The sequence below is a fragment of the Lysinibacillus sp. NPDC096418 genome (genome assembly GCF_044762775.1).
GTDB lineage: Bacteria > Bacillota > Bacilli > Bacillales_A > Planococcaceae > Lysinibacillus.
Map to the genome: position 1 here is coordinate 112,220 of NZ_JBIWEY010000007.1, position 17,277 is coordinate 129,496.

General features: G+C 36.5%; 15 protein-coding genes and 1 pseudogene. 7 read left to right on the top strand and 9 right to left on the bottom strand.

Features of this window, described 5'->3' with window-relative positions:
- Positions 1–79: 79 nt before the first annotated feature.
- The gene (locus ACIQZG_RS08800; protein ID WP_402754801.1) at positions 80–1,594 is read right to left on the bottom strand and encodes a DHA2 family efflux MFS transporter permease subunit; all 1,515 of its coding nucleotides are present in this window, start codon (positions 1,592–1,594) and stop codon (positions 80–82) included.
- A gap of 157 nt (positions 1,595–1,751) precedes the next feature.
- Here ACIQZG_RS08800 and ACIQZG_RS08805 point away from each other — a divergent pair, with 157 nt between their 5' ends.
- Positions 1,752–2,660 carry a TetR/AcrR family transcriptional regulator gene (locus ACIQZG_RS08805; RefSeq protein ID WP_402754802.1) on the top strand — a complete coding sequence of 303 codons (909 nt, stop codon included), beginning with the start codon at positions 1,752–1,754 and terminating at the stop codon, positions 2,658–2,660.
- A 65-nt stretch (positions 2,661–2,725) separates the two neighbouring features.
- Here the strand turns inward: ACIQZG_RS08805 and ACIQZG_RS08810 are convergent, their stop codons facing one another.
- Together ACIQZG_RS08810 and ACIQZG_RS08815 are read right to left on the bottom strand one after the other, a co-directional pair.
- Positions 2,726–4,369, bottom strand: coding sequence for a sensor histidine kinase (locus ACIQZG_RS08810; RefSeq protein WP_402754803.1), 1,644 nt, complete (start codon positions 4,367–4,369; stop codon positions 2,726–2,728).
- Positions 4,369–5,067 carry a response regulator transcription factor gene (locus ACIQZG_RS08815; RefSeq protein ID WP_402754804.1) on the bottom strand — a complete coding sequence of 233 codons (699 nt, stop codon included), beginning with the start codon at positions 5,065–5,067 and terminating at the stop codon, positions 4,369–4,371. Before ACIQZG_RS08815 ends, ACIQZG_RS08810 begins: the two co-directional genes overlap by 1 nt.
- Before the next feature lie 103 nt (positions 5,068–5,170).
- On the opposite strand from ACIQZG_RS08815, the gene ACIQZG_RS08820 reads away from it, so the two are divergent.
- The 3 genes from ACIQZG_RS08820 to ACIQZG_RS08830 all read left to right on the top strand — a co-directional run bounded on the left by ACIQZG_RS08820 (position 5,171) and on the right by ACIQZG_RS08830 (position 7,740).
- Positions 5,171–6,328 carry a DUF418 domain-containing protein gene (locus tag ACIQZG_RS08820; protein WP_402754805.1) on the top strand — a complete coding sequence of 386 codons (1,158 nt, stop codon included), beginning with the start codon at positions 5,171–5,173 and terminating at the stop codon, positions 6,326–6,328.
- A gap of 456 nt (positions 6,329–6,784) precedes the next feature.
- Positions 6,785–7,339: an SLOG family protein gene (locus ACIQZG_RS08825; protein WP_402754806.1), complete on the top strand. Its 555-nt coding sequence runs from the start codon at positions 6,785–6,787 to the stop codon at positions 7,337–7,339.
- Positions 7,340–7,443: 104 nt separating this feature from the next.
- Positions 7,444–7,740: a hypothetical protein gene (locus tag ACIQZG_RS08830; protein WP_402754807.1), complete on the top strand. Its 297-nt coding sequence runs from the start codon at positions 7,444–7,446 to the stop codon at positions 7,738–7,740.
- A gap of 65 nt (positions 7,741–7,805) precedes the next feature.
- Here ACIQZG_RS08830 and ACIQZG_RS08835 read toward each other — a convergent pair.
- Positions 7,806–8,035, bottom strand: a pseudogene (locus tag ACIQZG_RS08835) (nitrilotriacetate monooxygenase); the annotation flags it as partial.
- 348 nt (positions 8,036–8,383) lie between these two features.
- Positions 8,384–9,712, bottom strand: coding sequence for an L-cystine transporter (locus tag ACIQZG_RS08840; protein ID WP_402754831.1), 1,329 nt, complete (start codon positions 9,710–9,712; stop codon positions 8,384–8,386).
- Between the two features lie 295 nt (positions 9,713–10,007).
- Between ACIQZG_RS08840 and ACIQZG_RS08845 the strand changes: the two genes are divergently transcribed.
- Positions 10,008–10,769 carry a glucose 1-dehydrogenase gene (locus ACIQZG_RS08845; RefSeq protein WP_402754808.1) on the top strand — a complete coding sequence of 254 codons (762 nt, stop codon included), beginning with the start codon at positions 10,008–10,010 and terminating at the stop codon, positions 10,767–10,769.
- A gap of 32 nt (positions 10,770–10,801) precedes the next feature.
- Here ACIQZG_RS08845 and ACIQZG_RS08850 read toward each other — a convergent pair whose 3' ends face one another.
- From ACIQZG_RS08850 to ACIQZG_RS08860, 3 genes are all read right to left on the bottom strand, one after another.
- Positions 10,802–11,752, bottom strand: a complete 951-nt coding sequence (locus tag ACIQZG_RS08850) for a GGDEF domain-containing protein (protein ID WP_402754832.1) — start codon at positions 11,750–11,752, stop codon at positions 10,802–10,804.
- On the bottom strand, positions 11,730–12,611 hold the full coding sequence (locus ACIQZG_RS08855) for an EAL domain-containing protein (RefSeq protein ID WP_402754809.1): 882 nt from the start codon (positions 12,609–12,611) through the stop codon (positions 11,730–11,732). Before ACIQZG_RS08855 ends, ACIQZG_RS08850 begins: the two co-directional genes overlap by 23 nt.
- A gap of 192 nt (positions 12,612–12,803) precedes the next feature.
- The gene (locus tag ACIQZG_RS08860) at positions 12,804–13,382 is read right to left on the bottom strand and encodes a YitT family protein (RefSeq protein WP_402754810.1); all 579 of its coding nucleotides are present in this window, start codon (positions 13,380–13,382) and stop codon (positions 12,804–12,806) included.
- Between the two features lie 423 nt (positions 13,383–13,805).
- Here ACIQZG_RS08860 and ACIQZG_RS08865 point away from each other — a divergent pair, with 423 nt between their 5' ends.
- Positions 13,806–15,095, top strand: coding sequence for a DUF2252 domain-containing protein (locus ACIQZG_RS08865; protein ID WP_402754811.1), 1,290 nt, complete (start codon positions 13,806–13,808; stop codon positions 15,093–15,095).
- 80 nt (positions 15,096–15,175) lie between these two features.
- On the opposite strand, the gene ACIQZG_RS08870 is transcribed toward ACIQZG_RS08865, so the two are convergent.
- Positions 15,176–16,165 carry a DUF4885 family protein gene (locus ACIQZG_RS08870; protein ID WP_402754812.1) on the bottom strand — a complete coding sequence of 330 codons (990 nt, stop codon included), beginning with the start codon at positions 16,163–16,165 and terminating at the stop codon, positions 15,176–15,178.
- A gap of 149 nt (positions 16,166–16,314) precedes the next feature.
- Between ACIQZG_RS08870 and ACIQZG_RS08875 the strand changes: the two genes are divergently transcribed.
- Positions 16,315–17,148, top strand: coding sequence for a hypothetical protein (locus ACIQZG_RS08875; RefSeq protein WP_402754813.1), 834 nt, complete (start codon positions 16,315–16,317; stop codon positions 17,146–17,148).
- Positions 17,149–17,277: the final 129 nt, after the last annotated feature.

Sequence of the window (17,277 nt, forward strand, 5' to 3'; positions counted from 1 at the left end):
TCAGACTGAAAAAGTATTACAAAATGCAAAAAAGCGAGAAGCTACCCTTCTAGGTGACTTCTCGCTTTTAAATTTGCTATTATTTTTTTGGCTTTTTCAAATCCATTGAAGCAGCAGCACTTTCTACTTTTACTCGTTTTAAGAAAAAGGCTAAGATAAGGGCTAGAACTGTTATCATGGCTGCAATAAAGAATGAGTGATTGATCCCATCTAATAATGCGGATTGCATAATTTGTTCTTTCATTTGCGCCATTTGCTCTGCACTTGGTGTTGCGCCTGATTGTGTTGCTTTCGCTTGTGCTTCAGCTATAAGTTCTTCTGCACTTGCTTTTGTACGATTATTCATAATCGTTACCATGACCGCACTACCAATAGCACCTGCCACTTGTTGAACTGTATTGTTTACAGCAGTACCATGCGGATTCATCATTTGAGGTAATTGGTTTAAACCGTTTGTCATAATTGGCATCATAACCATCGACAAACCAAACATTCGAAGTGTATACATTGAAATGATGAAAGTATAACTTGAATCTATCTCTAATTGTGTTAATCCGAAAGTTGCAATTGTTGTAATAGTTAACCCAAAAATCGCTAAAATACGTGGGCCTGTTTTATCAAACAGTTTACCCGTAATTGGTGACATGAACCCCATAACAAGTGCTCCTGGAAGCATCATTAAGCCTGCTTCAAATGGTTCAATACCACGAACTGTTTGAACGTAAGCTGGCGTTAAAATCATTCCTGAGAACATCGCCATAGATACAATAGTCGAAATAATAGAAGCTAACGCAAACATTGGATATTTATAAATGCGTAATTCTAATAATGGTTCATCCATACGTAATTGCTTCACAACGAAAATAATTAAAGCAATGCTACCTACTATGATCGTGCCATAAACCAACGGATCAGACCAACCTTTACTACCTGCTGTACTGAATCCATATAAAATACTACCAAATGCTACTGTTGATAATAGTAATGATGGGAAGTCTAAACGTACTTCACGTGTTTCCATCACGTTTTCTAATTTCCAAATACCGAACACTACACTAAGAATTGCGAATGGAATAATCATTTGGAATAGCATACGCCAGTCATAATGCTCTACAATCCAACCTGATAATGTTGGACCGATTGCTGGCGCAGCAAACATTACTAAACCGAAAATCCCCATTGCAGCCCCGCGTTTTTCTTTCGGGAAGCTTATTAACATAATATTCATTAATAGTGGCGACATACTTGAAGCCCCTACTGCTTGCACCATACGTCCTGCTAATAGCACTTCAAAGCTTGGTGCGAAGCCGGCCATAATTGTACCGATAGTAAAAATCGACATTGCCGTAACAAATAAATGCTTATTTTTAAAGCGTGTCACGAAAAAGGCTGATGCAGGTACGAGAATACCACTTACAAGCATATACCCAGTTGCAAGCCACTGTACTGTCGCATAATCAATACCGAAGTCTGTCATAATCGTCGGTAAAGCAACGTTTAACAATGTATTGTTTAAGAAAGCAACAAAAGCTCCCACGAACAGAATGGAAATCATACCATAAGGAGGCTTTTGTATTGTTGATGCATTATTCATTTGTTTCCCTCTATTCCGTCTTGTAAATTTTGATAAAGCTTATTTTATACTCATAGTCTATTTTTTTCAATAATAAAGTTTCAACAAATCATAAACATTGATATATAAGCGTTTTCATAATAGAATAAGAGTATAATAATATTAAAAAGGTGAGGTTATGAACAAAAAAAAGCGACAAGTAATTACTTCCGCCCGCAAGTTATTTATTGAAAAAGGTTATCTAGAAACATCCATTATTGACATTATTCGCGCTGCTGAAATTTCAAAAGGCACTTTTTATAATCACTTCGCTTCTAAAAGTGACTGCCTGATTGCCATTTTAGACGAGGGCCGTGAGGAAGCAAGCCTACGCAGACACGAACTTATTTACGGTAAGGACCCCACGGATTTAAAAGTATTAACACAACAAATCGCTGTACTGATCCATGTCAATCGTGAGCAAAATTTAATACCTATTTTTGAATCTGTATTCCATTCACATGACAACGAACTAAAGAAAATAGTCCTTAACCATCATTTGAAGGAGTTAGAATGGCTTGCCAATCGCTTTGTACAAGTGTTTGGTGAGGAAGTTAGCCCTATAAGCTATGAATGCGCAGTACAAACATTCGGCATGATCAATCATACTTTACGTGTCGTTCTATTTTCAGGTTATAAGTATATCGACCCCGAAACTGTTATACATGTGGCATTACGCAATATTCAGGCGATTATTCCGGCTATGCTTGAATCAAAGGATATTTTAATTAGCGTCGACATGATTACGTCTATTCAAAATGCCTTACATTCACGTACTGTCAGTAAAGAAGTTGTCCTTGAACAACTAGAAGGCTTTATAAAAGGTTTAACAACAAGCGAATCTACTGCAGGTTTAGAATATGCAACCTTCTTATTAGAAGAATTACAGCAAGAGCACCCTAAATTATTCATTGTAGAATCCATTCTAACGCCCTTCCGAAAAGCATTTGCTGACACCGAACATGCAGCAGAAGCACGTGACATCGCCAATTCTTTATGGCACTATCTAAAAATCGAACACCCTTCTGAGCAACACACTAAAAGATAAATCATACAAAAAAGCAATCCCCGTCTACTCCAGACAAAGATTGCTTTTTATTGTATCTAACAATTTTATTTAGCATGGAAAATCAAGAAAAAAGCTGTACCGTTTGCATCTGATTGTACATCTATCGTACCTTCATGCAAATCGATTAACTGTTTTGTAATGGCCAAACCTAGCCCAGTCCCAGTTGTATCATCAGTTGTGTTGGTCCCTCGATAATAGCGTTCAAATAGGTTATCCAATTCATCTTGAGGAATCCCCGATCCTTTATCAGCAATTGTAAGCATGACGCCTTTTTCTACATGTTGCGCTTCAATACGTACTTTCGTGCCTGTTGCCGTATATTTTTTGGCATTGGTAATTAAATTATCCATTATACGCTTTAATAAAAGTTCGTCTGCCTCAAGCAAGACATTTCCATGCACATGCACACTCACCTGCTCATCAGCAAATTGTAATAACCATGTAGCAAGTGTTAAAGGTACTTTGTCAAGCTGTATCGCTTTATTTTTCAGCTGATACGTATATGTTAAGTCTTGAATAAGTGCGTCCATATACGTTGCTTTTTCTTGCATAGTTTTAGCAAACGTTCGCATTTCTTCACAAGTCCATTCATATTCTACAGAGGCTAACATTGTTGAATAACCAAATATAGAACTAAGAGGTGTCTTCAAATCATGTGACAACCCAGTGATCCATTCTTCTCTTAACTGCTCCGACTTTTGAATTTGTCGTTCATTGAAGGCAAGGCGGTCAGATAAATGATTGAGTGATTCATCGACTGGTTGGAATAATTTGAACTTTCGTTTTAATTTCCCTGTCTTTTGATGATGTAATTTTTTATCGATTACTTCCTGATAGTCAAATTGCGCAAATCGTTCAATGCGGGATAAAACGTACACAAGTGGACGCACAAATTGACGCGAAATACCTAGTGATAAAAAAATGACTCCAATTAATAAAATAATATGCCCACCAAAAAATATAGCAACAAATAAAATCATCGCTTTATTAAAAGGCTCTTCAAATGGCTTATACGACGGATTCGGCATACGTACAACAAGAGTAGAGCCGTCCCTTAGTGTCGTACTTTGTATAAGCTCTCTGTGTTCAAAAATATCGTAATGTTCTTCTAACAAATCTGGTTTATACAGTAACTTATACCCTTCACCTATTACTTTTACACGTTTCCAGTGCTCATCATATATTTCTACAGCAGCCTTATTCTCGGCTAAACGCTGAATAAATGACGATGGTAGCTCTCCCTCACCTTCCCAAAGTTCGAAGGCTTCTTCAAATAGAGGTCGAACAGGCGAATTCGGCAAAAATAGTAAGTAGTACTTTGGCAGTTTCCATGTATGCATACCTGCTCGTTCTTGAGTCAGGATCTCGATATCCTTTATTTCACAGAGTTCACAATTATCACCTGTATAATCCAACACCTTCATAGATTTATCGAGCAAATACAGTTGCCCTAAATTTTCATCCGCTCGCTTTACGAGGAAATCTGCAATTCGTTCTGACTGCCCATCCATTTCTACAGCATTATCTTCAATTTCATATGCCGTCATAACATGGATATTGTCACCTACTCGATCATTGATGAAGAACGCGAAAAATAACAAGCTTACAATAAAACCAAGAATTATTAGTAAGTAAAACACTGTGAAATAAGAGATAAAACGTAGTGTTAATCTTCTAGATGGCTTCATCACCGGTTATCTCCAACGAACTTATAGCCAATTCCCCTCACCGTTATAATATGGGTTGGCTTACTTGGGTCTTCTTCAATTTTTTCACGTAGCTTGCGTATATGAACCATTACCGTATTATCATCGAATATATATTCTCCCCAAACACGCTCGTAAATTTGTTCTTTCGATAACACTTGACCTGTGTTTTCACATAAATATTTCAATAAATGAAATAATCGTCCACCGATAATATCCTTCACACCATCAACTGTTAGTTCTGCAGCATCCACGTTAAATGTAAAACGGCTACATGAGTATAGGACGTCCTTTTGCACATTCATTTTCTTCATATAACGCGCTAGTTGCGCTTTTACCCTAGCAACTAACTCTAAAGGATTAAATGGCTTCGTAATATAATCATCTGCACCATTCATAAATCCTCTTAACTTATCGGCATCACTCGCTTTTGCTGTTAAAAAGAAAATAGGTGCATCACTTTGCGCTCGAATAACTTTTGCTACATCCAGACCATTACCATCCGGCAACATAATATCTAGGAGATAAAAATGAAATATCTCACTTTCAATGACCTTCATTGCTTCATAAACGGTACTACAAAGAGTAATATTTACAAATCCTTCTTTCCGTAAAATAATTTCGGTCATTTCCGCAATTGCTCGCTCATCTTCTAACACTAAAATTGACGCATTTTGCATCACATCACCCACTTTTAAGATTACTTTAAGGTAATCGTTATTTTCCAATAAGATTCTTAAACTACACTATGTATAAGTTAACCAATTAAGGAGATAAAACGCAATGACAACAAAGCGAGTTTCTTTTATTGATGGTATGCGAGGATTTAGTTTACTCGGCATTTTGCTTGCTAATTTACTTATTTTTCAGTTCGGGATGTACGGAAAAGATGAATTAAAAAATTTATCAACACTTGATACAGGTGCTCTGTATTTCGTAAAAATCTTCATTGAAGGCTCATCTATGCCCATCTTCACTATATTATTTGGCTATTCTCTTATTAAATTAATTGAATCTATCCGCAAAAAGAAAAATAAGAGCCGATGGTCGATTATACGCCGCGCGGTAGGGCTAATTGCAATTGGCTGGCTCCATTCAATGTTTTTATGGGACGGTGATATTTTATTATCTTATGGCTTTATGACCCTGTTTTTAATTCCTTTTTTTAACCGTAAAGCAAAGACATTATTTATTTGGAGTGGCATTTTACTTGTTCTTTCAACTCTTTTATCTTACGGGCCTATGGAGCCATCGAAGAAACAGCAGCAAAAAATGGATACTTATATTGAAGAAACCAATATTGTTTATGCAAACGGAAGCTATCAGGATATTTATGATTACCGTTTAAATGTAATGCCTCCTGGTTTTGATGAATCAATTTTTGTTGTTGTTATTATGCTAGCGTTAGCAGTAGTCTTATATGTTCCGCTATTTCTACTTGGTATGGGACTTGCGAAAAAACGCGCCTTCGAAAATATGCAAGCAGAACGGCGATGGTATAAACTAGGCGCATTACTTGTCCCAATCGGACTCTTCTGTAAAAGTATCGGTTTTATAAACAGTAATTTTTCTGGCATATTATTAATGGGCGGTTCTCAATTATTATCAGTTGGCTACATCTGCTTAGCAGCACTACTAGTCAGCACTCGCCCAATACCATTTCTATTACGGGCATTTGAAAGCGTTGGGAAACTGTCGATGACGAATTATTTAATGCAAACCATTATTTGCACATCTGTGTTTTACGGGTACGGACTTGGACTATACGGGAAATTAGGCGTATTTTTGGGCGTTGTATTCGGTATTACACTCTATAGCTTACAATGTGTGTTTAGCGTGTACTATCTAAAGAAATTTAAACGTGGTCCATTTGAAACTGTACTTAGAATGTGGACGAATTGGTCCTTAAATGGGCAGGTTAAACAAAAGGAGACACTTTAAATGAATAACGAAACTGAAGATGATTTTACAGATACATGGTGGTTCCTTGGAATTTGTACAATCGTGGCAATAATTCTTGCAATCTGTGCGTTTTAAAAGAGCAGTAAAATCCGTTAGAGATACACCATCAAAAAAGAGGAGTATTCTGTCATCAAGATACTCCTCTGAAACATATCCACATTAAACCATCCCCCAATTACGTATAAAATTCAGCCTTGAAATCATATCCTAATCAATCCACAAATAGTGCTCCAACTATCTTATTTAATTGGAAATTTAGATATAAATAAATACTCTTCTCAAGAGTGTCATTTAATAAAAAATACTACTTTATTTTTGTATAAACCGTGAATTTTTTTCAAAATCACAACAGCAAGGTTCGTTCTTATTTTCAAATGATTCCTCCCCTACTGTATACTTAATGATAAAAGATACTTGGTTTAGGAGGAGTTCCTATTGTTACAGCGAATAGTTATTACGGGCTACAAACCACATGAACTAGGTATTTTCGATGATAAACATCCCGGTATTCCCATCATCAAAAAAGCACTAGAAGACCGCCTTCGAACACTACTGGATGAAGGCTTACAGTGGGTTATTATAAGTGGTCAACAGGGTGTGGAGACTTGGGCAGCCGAAGTAGTACTTGATTTGAAGACTGAATTTACAGATTTAAAATACGCAGTCATTACGCCATTTTTAGAGCAGGAGAAAAATTGGCAGGATCCAAAAAAAGAAAAGTATCAGATGATTCTAGCGAGAGCAGACTTTCATACAAGCGTGACGAAAAAACCATACGAGGCACCTTGGCAATTTACTGAGAAAGATAAATTTATCATTCAAAACACTGATGGTATTTTACTTGTTTACGATGAAGAAAACGAAGGTTCACCAAAGTACATGAAGCGTCTTGTAGAAAAATATATGGAAAGACATGATTATGGGCTGTTATCAATAAATGCCTATGATCTACAGGTCATCGCAGAAGAAATGCAACGTGCAGATTGGTGAAAAATATTGATATAATTTTCTGACAATTATATACTTATAGAAGCGAAAGATGAACGTTACAATTTTCCGAGAGGGGCTGTCTAACTTTGAATAAAAAAATAGAAATGGTACTTGAACCTAACCCAGTCAATGTTTCACACGATACGTATCGACGAGAATGCCAATATCATCGAGGTATTCACATTGAAGAATTAGATTTCCATGCTATTTTAGATTCCATGTGTCATGACTCACGCTTGTATTTTGATTTCCATAACCCTCGTAAAGAGATAAAGCAAGGGACTTATTTAAATGGGCACTCCGGTTTAGCACGCAACATCTACGATTATTTCAAAAAAACAAGCAATATAGAACTGACTGAATTGTTAAACGGCCAAGATTTCTACGTGAAGATTATCTAAAATATAAAAGCGATAAAGAACGATTCAAATCTCACTCTTTATCGCTTTTTTCATCATTAAATAGATTAAAATTTTTTAAAATGATGATAGGATGTGCGCCCTGATCCTAAGTGTTCGCGTAACATATTACCTTCATATTCTTTGCGGAATAGCCCCTCTCCTGAAGTACAGGGATTGCTAAGTCTACAAATTCATCTAATCCAACAGGAAGTACAGGTGGCATAATATTAAATCCATCACAAGCATATTAATTAAACCAAAGCTCCAGTAAATCCGCTAATTGCTCGGGTGTGCCATGACCCGCTCATTAGGCATTGTAAAAACCTAATTCAATCGTTCAATCACTAGTACCTCCTTACTCATGTACCTTTCCTCTCTTTCATTTGGACAAAATAAAACTCTCACGTATTTGAATACATGAGGGCCTCTAGATGGAGTAGTCAGCCTTCTGAAGAAGAAATGCCTTATTTTATTTAACAAATATATTCACTATGAATTAGCATGAAAAAAATTCAGTCATTTAAACAAAGTTAACATACAAACATAGTATACAGTTTCCTAAAAAGTCATTTTTTACATAGTTCTAATTTCCCTTTAGAAAAAAGCTACATTTCCACGAAACATGGAAATGTAGCTTTTTAGCTTATAGATCAGATATGTGCGCACCTGCTGATGGATTGTTGTAGATTTCAGTATCAAGCTCTTTTGTTACACGTGCTGTTGCTACCCCTGCTGTCATTGAACCACTGACATTAAGCGCTGTACGACCCATATCGATTAATGGCTCAACAGAGATCAAAATACCCGCAAGTGCCACTGGTAAGTCTAGAGCTGATAATACAAGAATAGCAGCGAATGTTGCGCCACCGCCGACACCAGCTACACCAAAAGAACTGATTGCTACAACAGCAATGACTGTAATGATGAAAATAGGATCTAATGGATTGATGCCTACAGTTGGTGCAATCATAACCGCAAGCATTGCGGGATAAACACCAGCACAACCATTTTGTCCGATAGATAAGCCGAATGAACCTGAGAAATTAGCAATTCCTTCTGATACACCTAGTCGACCTGTTTGCGTTTTAATATTGAGCGGTAATGTCCCCGCACTTGAACGAGATGAGAAAGCAAACAATAAAGTTTCTGCTGATTTTTTCACATACGTAATTGGATTTAAACCACTTAATGTGATAATTAGTAAATGGACCACAAAGACAATGATTAATGCCACGTATGAGGCAAGTACGAATTTTCCAAGATTGTAAATCGCACCAAAATCCGATGTTGCTACTGTACGTGCCATAATCGCTAAAATACCGTATGGCGTAAGACGTAAAACAATTGTGACAACGCCCATAATTAATGCATATATAGCGTCTAATCCTTTTTTAATGGTTGCGGCTGTTGCCTCATCTTTTCGTGCAACGCGTAAGTACGCGAAGCCAAGGAATGCTGCGAAAATTACGACAGCAATTGTTGATGTAGAACGCGCACCAGTTAAGTCAAGGAATGGGTTCGCTGGGAACAATTCTATAATTTGTGTCGGTAAGTTCGGCGCTGCTAAACCCGTTGTTTTTTCTTCGATGTATTCACCACGTGCTGCCTCTGCATCCCCTTGCATAATTTGCGTTGCATCAAGGTCAAATACTGTCGCAGAAAAAATCCCCACTGCTGCTGAAATGGCTGTAGTACCAATTAAGATTGCTAAAATAAGTGCTGCCATTTTTCCGAAGTTTTTGCCGATAGTCATTTTTGTAAAGGCGATTAGAATTGAAATAAATACAAGTGGCATAGCGATCATTTGTAGTAATTTGACGTAACCTGTACCAATGATGTTGTACCATGGCATCGATTCTGCTAACACTTCCGAATCAATACCATAAATAAGTTGTAATACTAGACCAAGTGCAATACCAAAACCTAAACCTGCAAATACACGATTTGAGAATTTCACGTGCTTTTTATTCATGACATATAAAATTCCAACGAACACAAGTAATATTGCTACGTTGAGAACGACTTGTAAAATTGTCAATACATAACCCCCTAAGATGATTTACTATTATGTAAGTCGAATTATATACCCTTAATCCCTATTAATCAAGTATGTTTTATTGAGATTATTTTTAAAAATCCGACAGGTATTCACCAAATAGTTATTCTATTCAAAATGTAAGCGGTTTAATTTCTTTGATTATCTAATTTCAGAGGACTATAATGGAGTTAGTTTAATAGTTAACTATTTTAATAAGAAGCGAATATCGATGGGGAAATTACAAGATAAGGTTGCAATTATTACAGGCAGTGGTGCAGGTATCGGGAAAGAAATCGCACGCACATATGCAAGTGAAGGTGCAAAAGTTGTGATTGCTGACTTCAATGAAAATGCACTTAACAGCACTGTTGCCGAATTTAAAGAGTCGGGTTATGAAGCTTTCGGTGTAAAAGTAAACGTGGCTATTGAAGAAGATGTACAAAAAATGATTGCCGATACTGTAGAAAAATATGGTCGTATTGATATTTTAGTCAACAATGCAGGTGTTGGTGACAATATGCAAGCCGCAGGGAACATAGAAGATACAATATGGCAACGTGTCATGGACATTAACGTAACTGGTGTAATGCGAGCAATACGTCAAGTGTTGCCTGTCTTTATCGAAAATGGTGGTGGTACTATCGTCAACATGGCGGCCATCGCTGGCCTAACTGGTGGTCGTGGTGGTCTTGCTTACACTACTGCAAAACACGCTGTTGTAGGGATGACGAAAAATATTGCCTCTCACTATGGTGAACAAAATATTCGCTGTAATGCAATTGCACCGGCACATGTAGAAACTGGTTTTGCTGCAGCAATGACGAACGTAGATCAATTTGGTATGCAACAATCTATACGCGGCGTTAAACTAATGCCTAAAGCTGGGCAAGTTTCAGATATCGCAAACATCGCGTTATTTTTAGCTTCTGATGATTCGAGCCTCATCAACGGTGTTGCACTTGCTGCTGATGGCGGCTGGAGCGCTTATTGATTTTTTTGAAAACCCAATTAAGCCTGCCTTGTTTAGTGAACGAAGCAGGTTTTCTTGTCATTGATAAGATAACAGCTTCCCGAGATTTTTTTACATGCCTTCTTTAAACGAGCAACGGCGTCTGATAGCTGTTCAACTGTTTCAAATTGCTGATATTCATTTGTAATGACAGCAATAGAAATGGATGTACAGGTAAATGACTCTAGATCACCTGTTCGATTAGGAATCTGTAATTGCGCCAAGTCTTTCAACTCATAAAAATCCGTAATCTGGGCATCGAACTCATGAATAATTGTTTGGCAAATCGGTCCCACTGTATAGTATGGAAGAATTGCTACAAAATCATCCCCTCCTATATGTCCTAAAAAGTCATGTGTACCTGCGACATTCCTTTTCAATATATCCGTCAAATAAAGTAGAATTTTATCTCCCCTATTAAAACCGTATGTGTCATTGTATGCTTTAAAATGATCTAAATCAAAATAAATAAGGCTAAATTCTGGAAGTTGCAACGCCTCATTTAATTTTTCATCAATTAATTTATTGCCAGGTAAACTGCTTAAAGGGTTTAAGAAACTAGCAATGGTTACTTGTGTCTCTACAAGATTTAATAGCAGTTCGCGAATACTTACGACCCCAAGAAACAAGCCATTTTTCGTAACTATCACATCATCATACAAATCTTCCACTGGTCGCTCCATAGAAGCTGTACTGACCTCTGTAATCGGAACGTTACTTTCAACAACAAGTGGGTTATTTTTAATGACAAGCTGATTCTGTCGACCCATAAATAAATTATAGCCATAACGCGTGCCGATTTTCTGATAAAAGTGTGTGCGTGTAATTTGTCCAATCGGTCTGCTCTCCTGTACGACAACAATGCCTCGGAGTGTTGGATTTTGCGTAAAAAGAAAGTCAACCTCTTTATTTTTTACAGATTCATCAATACAAGGAACATTCTCAATGACTTCCCCTATGTTCATCGCCACTCACCTGTATTCCTCCTAATTGTATGTCCATTTTCGGCTTACCCAAAGCATACCCCTGTGCGTAGTGAATACCTATCTGTTGTAAATAGTCCAGTTCTTCTAATCGTTCAATACCTTCTGCGATAATTTTTGTTTCAGCCTGTTCTGCATATTTCATCAGTAACGTGACAAGCTGCTGCTGTTCACTATGTTTGTCGATAAACTGAATCAGCGACCGATCAAGCTTGATAAATTCCGGCTTTAAATAAATGAGTGTTTTCAAGCTATTATAGCCTGACCCAACATCATCGACAGCAATTCGGTAACCTTGCGAGCGGTAATGTGAAAGCACTCGCTCAAACTCCACAAAATCTGTCACAGCACTTCTCTCTGTCAATTCGAAAACAACCTGCTGCGGCTTAATCTCGAGCTCCTTTAATAGCTGCATTGTTTCACCACTATGATAATTTTTATCGAGTAAAACATTCGGGTGAATATTGAGAAACAATACAAAATTTTTACGAAGCATCTCTCCTCGCAGTCGCCCCTTGAATCGCTGAAGTGACAGATTGCGACAAAAACAATCAAATAGAAATACCTTATCAGTTTGGCCAACAAACTCATAAAAATGATCAACATTTGTAAATAAATCATTTACCCCTGGCCTATTCAATGCTTCAAAACCAATCGTTTCTTTCGTTTGAATATCGATAATTGGCTGAAAATATGTATGCAAATTCTGATCCTGCATAATCTTTGTTAATGCCTTTAGACGCTTTACATATAAAGCATTTTGCTGATGTTGCCGATACAAGTGCTTTATATAAGAAAAAAGACTACTTGTTTTTACATTTCGTCTCGTAACGGACTCCATCCTCGCACCCCTTCATTGGTTAGTATGCTCCATTGTACGCTTTAATTGTTAACGTACTATAAATATTGTGTAAAAGAGATATATGAGTTTCTCCCTAAATAAATAAGACCTCAAGTAGTCCCACTTTACTAAAGTGACAACTATTTGAAATCTCATTTAAGTTAGCTATTCAATAATTAATTCATAAAAGATTTATGCCCTGAAAACATTACTAGTAATAATACTAGTTGTAATGCCCACTACGAAGATTGTAATAATCGACAGTAATAGTGTGCTCGATGATAATAAAAGTCCTCCTGTTAAAATTATCGCAGCATCAATAATGAAAATTACTATTCCGACATTAATACCTGTTTTAACAGAAACAAACTGGGCGATTAAATCTGTTCCACCCGTGCTCGTCTTAAAACGTAACATCAACCCTACACCACAACCTAAAAATATTCCTCCTAAAATCGAGCTATATATAGCTTCAATTTGAATTAGGGAGCGAAGAGGTTTCAAAAAATCAATAAAAAAGGAAGAAATGATTAAGCCATGTAAACTATTGTAGAAATATCCCCTGTATTTAAACCATGCGATGATAAAAATTGGGATACTTAAAATAATAATCATGAGTCCAATTTTTAACTTATACAAATAATATAAAATTAGCGCTACCCCTACTATGCCGCCATCTAATATTTCATAAGGTGTTAAGAATAGATTGATACCTAAAGATAAAAAGATGCTACCTACAATGATAACTAAACCTTTCTTTAGAAAAAACATACACTCCCCCTCAACGAACTGGACATGTACCTATGTTATGAAATGACCGAACTGAACATGTTTTTCGTTGAATTATTAGGACGATGTATAATTTCATATTCCTTCATGTGTATTAATTAACCAATTTTACCCATCATTATTAAAGTAGGATGTATATTTCTGCTATGGGAACTCGACTCCTGCGGGAAATTCAAGCTTACGAAAGCCCCTGTACAAAACAAAGTGGAGGAAGCGGAACGTGTGGCCAACATGAATATATAGGTAGTAGTTTGCAGGATTCTTAAGTTCAACTTAATATAAGTTTTGTTTATGTGATTTAGAATTGGATGTTCAATTTTTACGCAATCAAATTTTCTAAACTTTCTCATAAATTTTACAGTATAATACAGTTACAATACAGTTTGTCTGAAAGGAAGTTAGATGATGGGGCGTATACTATTAGAACGTGTCAAACATACACGAATGTTTATCAGACATGATCAGCTTGAAAAGATTTTCGAGGAATTCGATGGCCAATGTATGGCTTTAAGTAAGGAGCAGCGCTTAGAGAAATATAAAAAGATGCTTGAGAGCCCTTTCCGCTTTTTCCGTGGAAGTGCGTATTTCTTTTATTATGATGTAACGAAGGTGCCGTCTATTTTTCATACCGATGATGAAAAGCCAACTTGGATACAGGGTGATCTGCATATGGACAACTTTGGTGCATTCCAAAATGAATCAGGTGACATTGTTTATGACGTCAATGATTTTGACGAAGGCTATGTAGGCTCTTATTTATATGATGTTATTCGTATGAGTGTCAGTATCGCATTGTATCTCGAGGAGCAAGGTTTGAACAAATCAGCTCAAGAAATGGCTATCCACCATTTCCTTCGAGGCTATATCAATCAATTAAAACGATTCCAACGTAAACAAGATGATCCTCGTACATTGACGTTTACGAAAGACAATACAAAAGGTCCCATAAAAAAAGTGTTAAAAAAGCTTGAGAAACGTCAGCATACTCACTTTTTGCTAGATATTTCACATGTCGATGAAGAAGGAAAACGAGTATTCTTATGGGATGAAGAAGTACAACCTGTGTCCAAAGAAGAATTTGCGGCTATTTCTAACGCATTGCCAAAATACGCCATAAAAGATATTGCCATTAAACACGGCTCGGGAACAGCCTCAATTGGTTTAAAGCGCTATTATATTTTAGTAGATGGCCAAACTGATGCACTTGGGGTAGAAGATTTGGTGTTAGAAATGAAAGAAGTACGCTCTGCAATTCCAGCATATTTCTTACCGTATAACGAAACATTCTGGGCACATTATGAGCACCAAGGTGCACGTGTTGTCGGGACTCAAAGGGCGATGCACCATTTAGAGGACCCACATTTAGCTTATGTCACAATGGATGGACAAGAGTACTATATTCGTGAACGTTCTCCTTATAAGAAAAAAGTAAAACCGAAAAACTATAAAGATTTGGAAGATTACTTTGTCACTACATCAATTATGGGGCAAATCACTGCGAAAATTCACGCACGTGCGGACATAGATTATTCCGACGTGTTTACCTACCATAGCGAGGATGAGATTTTAAACGCAATTGGTAAACACTCTGACATTTTTATCGAAAGTACGATTTTACAGGCAATGAGCTATAAAGAGCTTGTCTACTCAGACTACGAGCTATTTAAAGAATGGGTAGACATAAAATTTAAATAAAACGAGCCGAGTGAACGTAATTTATGGTTCACTCGGCTCGTTATTTATATCATCTTTAAATAAAAAATTAGTTTTTCTCATTATAAATGGTTAATCCAATCCGTCTTTCCTGTCCCATAATTTTGTTTTTGGCCAATGTCCTGCAAAGAACCATTCTCGTAGCCGATTGACAGTACTAAGTCAGGAATCGAATTAAAACCATTTTTTGCAAGTTCATATAATTGAGGGCCGTAATGACCAGCTGCAACACCGACATGAGCCTTTGTATATGGATTTTGACGTAGTTTTTCCTTGTAGATTTCAAAAACATCGGTTCCATCCTCCGTCACAAACGCGCCATTCACGATGTCCAAATCTTTCAAATCATAGCCTGTCATCGTTTTGATTTCATTGACTAGACGGAATTTATCGAGTGTAGATTTTGTAAATTGGCTCGAGTCATCCGAACGACTTTGCATAATATGGAAGAATAATTCCCTTGTATTCTTGCCAGTATTTAATATGCTTTCCATTTTGTCAATAAGTGACGAATCATTCGTCCCACTAACGGTCAACTTAAAACTGTTCGGATCAATCGTAAATGTTAAATTAGTGCCTTGTGGAATTGACAGTCCATTTTTAGCAAACAGCTCATGTATTTGTCCATTTACTTGTTGACGATCGAATGCCTTCTTTTTCGCACTTTCTACTGGTGCATATAAAAGTCCTTCTTCACGAAAAGCAGCATCCGTAAATTCATGACAATTAATTACACCATTTCTTAACATAGAAGATTCCATGCTTGACGCTGCATTTCTCTCAGCTTCTGTTAAATCACTTCTAAAATAAGGGGAATAAATATTATGATATTTATCCATAATATGTTGTTCTGGATTTGCAAAGTATTTATTTTGTTCATTTAGCTTTCGGTATTTTTCATCCAATATTTTTATTCTTTTGTCTTGTTCGCTTTCGTATGCATTATTTCTTTGGATAATCGTGTCATCTTTATGTTCAGTAGTCTCTTTGTTTGATCTAGTTTGTTGATTTGTTGTTGCTACATAAGTCATTACGCCACTACTTATCTTCATACGCTTTCCTCCTCTAGAGTTTTTCACCCTTATATTTAAAATATCGGTAATACACCCTATGATTAAAGTATTTATTTATATATTTATACATTATTTTACACAAAAGGTTTTTATGTGGTAACATAGATTAAAAGGGAGGTCGAACTATATTGAAAAACACATTGAAACAAATACTAGGATTTTCATTGATACTATTCTTTATATCCGTATTTGCCACCTCCGCTTCTGCATCTACTGGAAATAATAGTATTAATACAGCTCACGACATGGGATATTGGAAATACAGTAGCCCAGACACAACAATTTTACCAGAAGGTGAAAACGAGGCTTATTATAAGTTCACAGCCAATGCTGGAGAAAGAATCTATGTACGAAGTTCATACCAAAATGAATATACAGGTATGAAAGTTGAAATTTTAAACGGAAGTATAGGGAGTACCCCAATTAACACGGACTCACTTACTCCATTTATATACGCTAAGGCTGATGTCACTTCAGCTTCTAATACATTTTATGTAAGAGTTAGCCGCGGTACATATACAGGAAATATGTATTTCACTGTATCCATTCACGATCGTATTAAATCTGGTAGTAAAGAATTCAATTTTACAGGTACAGCCTCAAATCCAGGGAATCCTAGTTTCAATTTAAATGGTGTTGATTCTTCTGTCATTACGATGGATTTAACAAAGGACACTACGATTCCTAAAAAGGCGATTGTAAAATCTATCAATACACGTAGGACACAAACGCCAAGCCAAGGGAATGTAACGCATAAATTAATGTCTAATCAAAACCAATTTTGGCATACAGCGATTGCCTCTACTGCAACGAATGGTTCTTACAGTATTTCTTTACAGGACCAACTTGAAGTTGCTAGAATATGGAGCTTCAAGTATAATGCCAAAGCTTCAGCTAGCTCTACTATGAAAAATGTTCGTGCACAAATTAGCTATGAATACGATGCAACAGACCAATTCTAGTGTACTTTTCTATATCAATAATAGGTTGCTAGCACATTAAAATTATTTGGTAGGTTTTCGTTTTAAACAGTTCTAAATCATTATCTATAGCAAGAAGGCTGTTATCGAACCACCTCCGATACCATTTGA

Bases quoted from the DNA above. Each gene is read 5' to 3' on its own strand.
- ACIQZG_RS08800 (WP_402754801.1), bottom strand. From the start codon at position 1,594: ATGAATAATGCATCAACAATACAAAAGCCTCCTTATGGTATGATTTCC.
- ACIQZG_RS08805 (WP_402754802.1), top strand. From the start codon at position 1,752: ATGAACAAAAAAAAGCGACAAGTAATTACTTCCGCCCGCAAGTTATTT.
- ACIQZG_RS08810 (WP_402754803.1), bottom strand. From the start codon at position 4,369: ATGAAGCCATCTAGAAGATTAACACTACGTTTTATCTCTTATTTCACA.
- ACIQZG_RS08815 (WP_402754804.1), bottom strand. From the start codon at position 5,067: ATGCAAAATGCGTCAATTTTAGTGTTAGAAGATGAGCGAGCAATTGCG.
- ACIQZG_RS08820 (WP_402754805.1), top strand. From the start codon at position 5,171: ATGACAACAAAGCGAGTTTCTTTTATTGATGGTATGCGAGGATTTAGT.
- ACIQZG_RS08830 (WP_402754807.1), top strand. From the start codon at position 7,444: ATGGTACTTGAACCTAACCCAGTCAATGTTTCACACGATACGTATCGA.
- ACIQZG_RS08840 (WP_402754831.1), bottom strand. From the start codon at position 9,712: ATGAATAAAAAGCACGTGAAATTCTCAAATCGTGTATTTGCAGGTTTA.
- ACIQZG_RS08845 (WP_402754808.1), top strand. From the start codon at position 10,008: ATGGGGAAATTACAAGATAAGGTTGCAATTATTACAGGCAGTGGTGCA.
- ACIQZG_RS08850 (WP_402754832.1), bottom strand. From the start codon at position 11,752: ATGAACATAGGGGAAGTCATTGAGAATGTTCCTTGTATTGATGAATCT.
- ACIQZG_RS08855 (WP_402754809.1), bottom strand. From the start codon at position 12,611: ATGGAGTCCGTTACGAGACGAAATGTAAAAACAAGTAGTCTTTTTTCT.
- ACIQZG_RS08860 (WP_402754810.1), bottom strand. From the start codon at position 13,382: ATGTTTTTTCTAAAGAAAGGTTTAGTTATCATTGTAGGTAGCATCTTT.
- ACIQZG_RS08865 (WP_402754811.1), top strand. From the start codon at position 13,806: ATGGGGCGTATACTATTAGAACGTGTCAAACATACACGAATGTTTATC.
- ACIQZG_RS08870 (WP_402754812.1), bottom strand. From the start codon at position 16,165: ATGAAGATAAGTAGTGGCGTAATGACTTATGTAGCAACAACAAATCAA.